We start from the raw sequence: 1,155 nt of genomic DNA on the forward strand, positions 1-1,155 counted from the left end.
GGGTCTTTGAGCGACTAACCAAGTTCGAATGCGTTACCGCGCTTGTGCTCCGAAGAACACAATCTTTGCATCTCAGTTAGGGAATATTAACCCTATTCCCTTTCGACAAGCGGGGACTAAAAGCAAGCTTTTCGCCACCGATGATACAAGGCGTTCGCCAGTACCTTAGGATCGACTGACCCACATCCAACTACTGTTCACGTGGAACCCTTCTCCACTTCAGTCTTCAAGGATCGAACTTGAATATTTGCTACTACCATTACGATCTGCACTGACGGAAGCTCCAGCCGAGCCTACGCTCATAGCCTTCAACGCAACCGCCACGACCTTCCTACTCGTTACGACCTGGCGCTAGACAACGCACATGTCGCAACGGCGGAGTATAGGTCTCTCGCTTAAGCGCCATCCATTTTCAGGGCTAGTTGATTCGGCAGGTGAGTTGTTACACACTCCTTAGCGGATACCGACTTCCATGGCCACCGTCCTGCTGTCAATATCAACCAACACCTTTTATGGGGTCTCATGAGCGAGAAGTTAGGCACCTTAACTCCACGTTTGGTTCATCCCACAGCGCCAGTTCTGCTTACCAAAAATGGCCCACTTGGACCTCGCATTCACGTTGACAGTTCACTAAAGAAACTGCAACTTCATATCCATTGAAAGTTTGAGAATAGGTTGAGGACATTACGTCCCCAAGGCCTCTAATCATTAGCTTTACCGAATATAACTGCCTGAGATCCAGCTATCCTGAGGGAAACTTCGGMAGGAACCAGCTACTAGATGGTTCGATTAGTCTTTCGCCCCTATACCCAARTYTRWCGATCGATTTGCACGTCAGAAYCGATACGGACTTCCACCAGAGTTTCCTCTGGCTTCATCCTGCTCAGGCATAGTTCACCATCTTTCGGGTCGTTTGCCAACTGCTCAACCTCTGCACAGTCACAAGTGACACGCACAGGGCCGTGGTGCGCTGCACTCCGAAGAACACAGATCCCACGTCGGCCAATTCGAGACTGACCTTTACTTTCATTTCGCCGCAAGGTTTTAACACCCTTTGACTCGCAGTAGACAAGCACTCCGCAATCCGTGTTTCAAGACGGGTCGGAAACGTCGTCGACTTTCACACCGACGTCACACACACTAGCGTAACTAAAC

1 rRNA gene is annotated in these 1,155 nt (G+C 50.0%); it reads right to left on the minus strand.

Going from position 1 to position 1,155, the window contains the following annotated elements:
- A 23S ribosomal RNA gene (locus tag KJK34_RS15490) occupies positions 1 to 1,127 on the minus strand; the annotation flags it as partial.
- Positions 1,128 to 1,155 lie beyond the last annotated feature (28 nt).

This window comes from Flavobacterium coralii, from assembly GCF_019891545.1.
Taxonomy (GTDB): Bacteria; Bacteroidota; Bacteroidia; order Flavobacteriales; family Flavobacteriaceae; genus Flavobacterium; species Flavobacterium coralii.